The following is an 8,333-nucleotide window of genomic DNA, read 5'->3' on the forward strand; positions in this document are numbered from 1 at the left end:
ATTGTAGAGGTGATATCTTGAATAATAAAAACAGGTTGTATTATTTAGATAATGCAAGAGGATTTGCACTTTTAGGTGTAGTAATTGGTCATATCTACGAAAGTAATAATGCTTTTATTAATTGGATATATTCATTTCATGTACCATTATTCTTTATAATATCAGGCGCTTTATTGTATTATAAAGATAGTATAAATAAAGTTTTTTTAGCTTACTTTTAAGAAGAATAAAGTCCATATTAATACCATATTTAATGTTTTGTTTAGTAAATATAGTATTTGAAATATTTTTAAGTCCTTCAATAGAGACAATAAAGTGGACTGTAATACAAACCATAACACTGTTTGGAATAGGTACAACATGATTTTTGCCATCATTATTTATAAGTGAAGTTATATTTATATTAATTCATAAGTATATAGGTAATAAATTTTCTAAATTTATACTAGTAAGCTTATTGTTTATAATGCCATTTATATTCAATTCAAATCATGTAATTTTAACTGTATTATTTAGAAGTTTAACTTCTTTAGGTTATATATTTAATAATTACTTACCTTGGATGTTAGGTAAATTAAGTATAAAAGATGAATTGAATGTAATAATAGACTAGTAATATATACTAGCCTATTTTAATTGTAATTTAAAAATTTTCACCCCAAGAGTAAACCCGTTAATTTTTTAGTTGCAACTTATTTTTCTATAAATAAAGTTTAGTATTGATAACTAAGCATATTTTGTTTTTTTAGCTCATCTAGACGATTTTGAGCATCTTCATCACCTTGTTCAGCAGCCTTTGAGTACCACTTGACAGCTTCTTTGATATCTTGCTTAACACCCTGACCAGAGGAATATATATCTCCTAATAGGTATTGAGCGTTTAAATTACCTTGATCAGCAGCTTTTTTAAATAATCGAATACCCTTTTTAGTATCTGCCTTAACTCCATCACCATTGTAATATAAAGCTCCTAAGGAAAGTTGAGCGTCTTCATCACCTTGTTCAGCAGCCTTTGAGTACCACTTGACAGCTTCTTTGATATCTTGCTTAACACCCTCGCCAGAGGAATATATCTCTCCTAGTGTGTATTGAGACTTAGCATATCCTTTTGTAGCGGCTTTTAAGTACCACTTGACAGCTTCTTTGATATCTTGTTTAACACCCTGACCAGAGGAATACATCTCTCCTAATGCGTGTTGAGCTTCTTCATTCCCTTGGTTGGCAGAATTAATTAATAATTCAATACCTTTTTTTGTGTCTTGCTTAACGCCACGACCAAGACAGTACATGTTTCCTAAGTAACCTTGTGCTACTGCATTACCTTGTTCAGCAGCCTTTGAATACCATTTAGCAGCTTTCTCATCATCTTGTTTAAAACCTTGACCAAATAAATACATACCTGCCAAAAGAGTTTGAGCATCTGCTCGACCTTTATTAGCTGCTTTAGTAAGCCACTTAGCTGACTCTTGAAAATCTTGTTTTACTATATCTCCATCCATGTACAGGGCTCCTAAAGTAGTCTGAGATTCAGAGTCACCTTTATGAGCAGCTATAGTAAGCGAATTGAATACTACTTCGTAACCTGGTTTAATATCATGATTTTTAAAACATACATCTTCTCTATAAGTAGAAACTGAATCATCTATGTTATTATTGATATTTGCAAGCTCTTTATTTAAACATTCTAAAATACCACTTAATAGTAGTGAATTATAGATATACCTATATTCATCATATGTCGCTGGCTTACCATGAGCAACTTTGTTTCTTAATGACCTAACTTTATGTAAAGTATCTATTGTTTTTTCATCAGATAATAATTGATTATTAATTTTTTTAAGATAATTAATAGCCTTTACTAGCTTAAGATTATCTTTATCTAAATTGAACTTTTTTGAAATTAGATTCTTTAATTCAGATTCGAATGGACATATATAGTTAAGCACAACCCCACTGTAAGATATTAATTCTTTACCATTGTTTCTTGACTCATATTCTTTACCCATATCAGTTGCAGTAGCTAATGATTGCACACTACCTTCGCTGAAGTTTTTGAATTTATTCTTATAAATAGTATATGTATTGTATAAATTATCAAGAGGTTTCCAACCAATATATATGAACGTGTTATGGTTTATGTTGTACTTAGAGTGATTCTCACCATCATACTCTACAATTAAATCAAAGATTATATCTCCATACCCCAAGTAAATATCTATTCCAAGAATTTTTCTATCTTCTAGCCCAACTAAAATCAATCTGTATGCAGTTTCAAAGAAAACTCGAATACCACTATAATCTATATTTGCTGTGCTTAGATCCTTAAATTGATATTCCATTAGTATTCCTTGCATTCTATTTTTTAGCAAAACTCTTTCTGTAAGATTTAGACTAACATTACTCTTATTCATCAATTTTTTTTGCTGTTTAGATAAGTTTATGTTAGCAAGGTCTAATAATTCACTATATACTTCACTAGGTTTTTCTGCAAATTTTATTAAAAGTTGTGCTACAGGTATTATTTCTTTGTCATCGGTACAACCTAGATTAATGTCATCTATAATATCTTTTAAAATCTTTAAAACATATCCTCTAGGTCCGCTTCTTTCTATCTTATCTTCCAAATCTGGTAGTTCGCTTTTATCAAGACTCAACAGCTCTATTTTATTTTGAACGTCTTTCTTTAACGCTTTATTTCTAGCGGTAATTTCTTTTTGTTTTAATTTAATGAATTTCTTTTTGTCCTTTTTTAATTGCTTTTTTGACATATATACCACCTTTAATTTTTAATATTTTACCATGTATATTTAATATACTATAATTAAAGTTATATGAAAATAATAATTAAAAAACAGGAATTAATTTAAATTATCAACATTACAAATGGGTTATTCTATTCAATATAATATTATTTTTATTTCTTGAAGGATTTAATCTTCTAATATTCTTATTTATTGTCTCTTAAAGACTTATTCCCCCAAGATACTTCATGTCGCCAACGAGATGACTTCGCTATGGCTTTAAGCCACTGATTTTATATCAATGGCCATACTATTTCTTTCTATTTATATAGTCAGGTGTAATCTATCTCTTAACATCTTTCAATAATTGTTTCAGTTGGGTCTTACTAATTCCATATTTAATTCTCAATTTATCAAGATTTTTTCCATTATACTCCTTAGCAATGTCCCTATTCCTCTGCCCCATGACCACCTTCCTATAAACTGGTATGTATACCAATGTTCCTCCGTACATTTTGCAAATATCTAAAAAATTTTCCCATCCTATTATGTCTACCATAGTATGTAAATCATAAGGTATATCCTCTTTTTTAATAGTCATAAGTATCTCCTCCATATTTATTATTTGTAATATTTAGGTTTGCCTTTACTGCATCTATCAAGTTTGATTGTGTCTTTTCCTTTTGTGATATTGCTTTTATCACATCTTCATCAATCGTTCCTTTTGTAATGATATGGTGTATTTTCACTGTCTGACTTTGACCTTGTCTGTGTAGTCTTGCATTTGTCTGCTGATATAGTTCCAGTGACCATGTAAGGGCAAACCAGACGATTTCGCAGCCTCCCATTTGCAAATTTAGTCCATGTCCTGCAGATGCTGGATGAATTGCTGCCACTTTTATTTTTCCATTATTCCAATTAATCACATCTTGTGATGTTTTAATTTCTATAACTTGAAATCTCTTTTTTATGCGAAGTAAATCATGATTAAACCAATAAGCAATTAATAGTGGTTTGTCACCTGTTTCTTTTATTAATTTTTCTAGAGCATCTAATTTTCTATCATGTATAATTGTTACTTTCTTATTATCATCATAGACAGCTCCGTTGGCAATTTGCAGAAGTTTTCCTGACAACACTGCTGCATTAACTGCATCTATTTTAATAAGTTCCCTATCTTTTTTAATAAAATCATTATCATCTTTGATAAGCTCATTATTTTCTTTATTTAACTCATTATCTTCTTTGATAAGCTCATTGTTTTCTTTATTTAACTCATTATCTTCTTTGATAAGCTCATTACTTTTGTCAGCTTCTTTATTCTTTGTTGTAAGGGACACTATCATGTCTTCTTTTAACTGGTCATATATTATATTTTCTTCTTTGGATAAATAAACTGGAACTTCATCGTAAATACAAGGAGTCATCTCCAGATAGTCTATGGATTTCATGGAGATAGTAATGTCTGAGATTAGTTCGTATATCATATCCTTTGCCCCTGGTTTTGGTTTATAAGAAAATACCTTTTGTCCATATGTTTTGTCTGGCATGAAAAACCTTTTGCGATAATTTTTTATATTTCTTTCTAGTCGCTGACCAAAGTCGAGAAGTCTAAACTGAGCCCACAAATCCATGAGTCCGTTGGAAGTAGGTGTACCTGTTAGACCTACTATACGTTTCACTTTTGGTCTTACTGTAAGCAAACTTCTAAATCTTTTTGATTTGTGTGATTTAAAAGAACTAAGTTCGTCTATTACTATCATGTCAAAATCAAAATTTATATTGCTTTTATTTATTAGCCAATTGATATTTTCCCTGTTTATAAGGTAAATGCTAGATTGCTTTTTAAGGGCAAAAATTCTCTCTTTTTCTGTGCCAATTACAAGTTCATAGTCAAGATTTTTTAGATGATCCCACTTTTCTATTTCTGATGGCCAAGTATCTCTTACCACAGGAAGGGGTGCTATTACTAGCACTTTTCTAACTTGAAAACTATCTAACAGCAAATCAAATAATGCGTTTAGGGTAATTACACTTTTTCCCAGTCCCATATGAAGAAATAATGCTGAAATAGGATTATTTAGTATAAAGTCTGTTGCATAGGATTGATACTTATGGGGAATATATTTCATGAAACCTCCTCTTCTCACATAAATAAACAAGATAAACAAGAAAACAGCTTTTTCCTATGCGCGCGTGCATATAGGCACATGCGCTTATTTATTACCTATTTTTCAATGCCCAATAGGTAATTTCTTGTTTTCTTGTTTTTCAAGTGTTGATTTTTGTGTATATATAGCCATTTGTATCTATAAACAAGATTATAAACAACACAAAATCTTGTTTATGACTTGTTTATTCTATTATTCTTTTTTATTTTGTTATTCTTGTTTATTCTGTTATTCTTTCATAGCACCTTTGATTACCATATATAGGTAAAATAATTGAGCCTGTTTTATTTTTTCTTAGTTTATCCCAGTTTTCTATTTTTTTCATAATAGTAGTAATCCCGTATGAATCTATGGCTTTTAGCATGGATGCCTCATTGCCAAAACACTCGCACCAAATTTCCATATTACAAACAATATTACGTTTTACACTACCTTCAAGTTTACTTCCTGCAAATTCATTTCCTCTTAAGAAATTTCTACGCTCAAAAAGGGTCATCTTATCCCATGTTTCTGGTAATAAAGTATCCAGATAAGTTCTTACAATACCTTCTCTATCATCATTTTCCATTGCATTTATTTGTTCTTTTATTGCCATGCTTTCCTCTTCATTTTCCAGGTAAAGTTTTTCACCATTTTTATAAAGCATAAGTGATTCTGCCCAAATTTGATTTACTTCTTCTTTACTTATATTCCATGCTTTCTTTTTGGAATTTCCTCTAATTCTCACTGGCCAAAATCTACGATTTCCTGTAATATCTCTCAAAAATCCATTTTCTGCATTGGTAGATCCTACAATTATACATTGGCGAGGATGATTTTCCACACAAACACCGTAACTAACACGATACTTGTCATCCTCACGTGAGATAAATGATTTTACTGTTTCCACTTCAGTTTTTCGCATACCTGCCAGTTCTCCCAGCTCCAATATCCAGTATCCTTGTAATTTTTCAGCTCCACTCTTATCCTTCATATCTGTAATAGTCAAACTGTCAGAAAACCACTGTCCTGCTAATTTATAGAAAAATGTTGACTTACCAATTCCCTGAGGTCCATTTAAAATAAGTACGTGATCAAATTTTGTCCCTGGATTATAAATCCTAGCTACGGCTGCCACCATGGTCTTTCTTATTACTGATTTTGTATAGGGTGAATTTTCTGCACCAAAGTAATCAATAAGTAAGTTGTCAACACGACACTTCCCATCCCACTGTGGTAAACCTTCCAAGTATTCTTTAATTGGGTGATAAGCTCTCTTTGCTGCAACTGCTGTGATTGCATCTTTTGTCTTGGTTGGTGAGTATATGCCATAAATTTTGCTTATATAAACTTTCAGTGATGCCATGTCAGAATCATTCCACCCCTTTTTCACCTGCTCCCAAGGAAGTTTTCCTCTCACATCTATGTTGTTTCTATGGGAGTTAAAAACAATGTTTTTTAAATTTTCATCATTATCAAGTATAAGTACCATGTTATCTAAAGTTTCTTTTATATTTCCCCTCTTATCTAGTTCCAGTAGACTTTGCCAATCACTATTATTTTCATTTTCCACACTAAATTCCTTGTTTAATTTTTCCATACGTTCTTTAACAAGATTTGATTTAACCAAATCATCATTTATAGCAAATTCATTCATGGCAGTATATGATAATCGTCTGTTCATTGGTATATCTGGTGACATACCTTCATCCAAATTCCCAAACTTATGAATACGAACCATGTCAAAAGCATTTAGCAATTTGCCACTGGCTGGGTCTGTACTGTGGTGACTGTAGGCAAATTTATTATCATAAATCACCACACCAGCAGCAGAGTCTGCACTGGAAAAATCGTATCTACCATCAACAGCAGATGGCGAGTACACATGAGTTAGGAACTTATCCATAGCTTCTTCCATTGAATAAGTACGACAAAAAACTCCAACCACTCCCTCCTTAGTAAGTGGATCTGCTTGATTTTTCAATTCTTTTGTGAAAATTTGTGCTTGTCTGGAAGATACAGGCCAGGTAGTTGTATCTCTCCAGTTTTCATATTTTTCCAGGAAGTAATTGGCATCAAGAAAGTTGCCATCATTTTCTTCATATACAAACTCCCCATCCCTAGATGTGGATGGCCAATACATTAACCTACTAGCTTCGTATGTACTATCGTCAAACAAATCCAGGTCAATTTCTTTTGCTATCATGCGTGACAGTGGTGGATACTCATCTTCACTGACTTCATTTTTTAGTGGAATAATCAAACGAAGGCGTGGGTTTTCTTTTGTGTGCTTGTGTGTGGAGTAGATGCACCATTTAAAATCACACTTCTTTTTTATTTCTTTTATTATATTTTCTTTTCCATAGTCCATATCCAGGGTGATTATACAGCGACTAAGCACGTTGCCCTTTTTCCTTCTCCCTTCTTTTAAATAACCTCCTACAAAACCTCCCACATCTTTGATGTTGTCTTGTTCTATCTTTGGTAGCCTTTTGTACTCCTCTACACTTTCTGCTGTGTATATGGTTTGTTTTACACGATTGCAAAACTCTTCCCAAGATATGTCTTGATTTTTCCATAGTTTTTCCCTACGGCTGTTGCCTATTGCAATTTTCATTTTGTTACCTCCTTTTTGTGTTTGCCTTCATTTATATGCAAAAAAACAAGGGGTGTCGAACCCCTTGTTTGAGAATTTTTTTGAATATGAAAAAACTGTATCTTAGTAGTTATAGGATACAATTTTTTGTTAGATTTGATGTTAACTAGTTTGTAATATATTAAAATTATTCATCAAAACTTACTTAAAAATTATATCTCTTTAGGAACTAATGAAAAATTATTACTACTACATGGATATCCCATTTTATAAACTTTACATTTCAATTTCTGTGAAATTAACTTAATCTTATCAATATCACTACATATACAATCTTTCCCAATATATATAGCACTTATTCTTAAAGGATTTTTGTACCTTCCTATTTGACTACTACTATTACACTCTTCGAGTGGCATAAATATTCTCCATTCATCTTCATAAGACCAATCTTTATGTTTTAATGTCATACTCATATAAAAGCACTTAGCCATTCTAATTTGATTATACTCATCATTATTTTTTATATATTCAAATAATTTCTTCAAAATATTTGTTACATCTAGTCTTTCACTTATATAATGAACCTTTAAAATTCTATACTTAAAATATGTATCTAAATCTTTAATTGATTCTATATCATATTCTACACATATACCTTTATGATTATCTGCGTAATGAGCCCATAGATGCATATTTAATGGAGTTGTGCTTAAAGAAAGTATTCCCATATTATTAGCTGCATTTTCTAATATATTATCAATTTCATTTACATTGCATAATTTCATCTTCGATATTTCATTTTTATCATAATAAATTGGTGATAAATCAAAAGGATCATTCAAT

7 protein-coding genes are annotated in these 8,333 nt (G+C 31.1%); 2 read left to right on the top strand and 5 right to left on the bottom strand.

Annotation, left to right across the window (positions count from 1 at the left end; all coding sequences use genetic code 11):
• Together QX51_RS01835 and QX51_RS01840 are read left to right on the top strand one after the other, a co-directional pair.
• Positions 1–221: acyltransferase family protein (locus QX51_RS01835; RefSeq protein ID WP_039678211.1), on the top strand; the 221-nt coding region annotated here is incomplete at its 5' end.
• Positions 222–367: 146 nt separating this feature from the next.
• Positions 368–613, top strand: a complete 246-nt coding sequence (locus QX51_RS01840; RefSeq protein WP_039678212.1) for a hypothetical protein — start codon at positions 368–370, stop codon at positions 611–613.
• Between the two features lie 100 nt (positions 614–713).
• Here QX51_RS01840 and QX51_RS19270 read toward each other — a convergent pair whose 3' ends face one another.
• From QX51_RS19270 to QX51_RS01865, 5 genes are all read right to left on the bottom strand, one after another.
• Positions 714–2,768, bottom strand: coding sequence for a tetratricopeptide repeat protein (locus QX51_RS19270; protein ID WP_052232822.1), 2,055 nt, complete (start codon positions 2,766–2,768; stop codon positions 714–716).
• A 316-nt stretch (positions 2,769–3,084) separates the two neighbouring features.
• Positions 3,085–3,342 carry a Mor transcription activator family protein gene (locus tag QX51_RS01850; protein WP_039678213.1) on the bottom strand — a complete coding sequence of 86 codons (258 nt, stop codon included), beginning with the start codon at positions 3,340–3,342 and terminating at the stop codon, positions 3,085–3,087.
• Positions 3,332–4,873, bottom strand: coding sequence for an SNF2-related protein (locus QX51_RS21060; RefSeq protein ID WP_052232823.1), 1,542 nt, complete (start codon positions 4,871–4,873; stop codon positions 3,332–3,334). Before QX51_RS21060 ends, QX51_RS01850 begins: the two co-directional genes overlap by 11 nt.
• Before the next feature lie 259 nt (positions 4,874–5,132).
• On the bottom strand, positions 5,133–7,508 hold the full coding sequence (locus tag QX51_RS01860) for a virulence-associated E family protein (protein ID WP_039678214.1): 2,376 nt from the start codon (positions 7,506–7,508) through the stop codon (positions 5,133–5,135).
• 191 nt (positions 7,509–7,699) lie between these two features.
• Positions 7,700–8,333, bottom strand: a 634-nt coding sequence (locus QX51_RS01865) for a DUF2971 domain-containing protein (protein WP_152607194.1), incomplete at its 5' end; no start/stop codon positions are given.

The sequence above is a fragment of the Terrisporobacter othiniensis genome (assembly GCF_000808015.1).
In the GTDB taxonomy this organism is placed as follows: Bacteria; Bacillota; Clostridia; order Peptostreptococcales; family Peptostreptococcaceae; genus Terrisporobacter; species Terrisporobacter muris.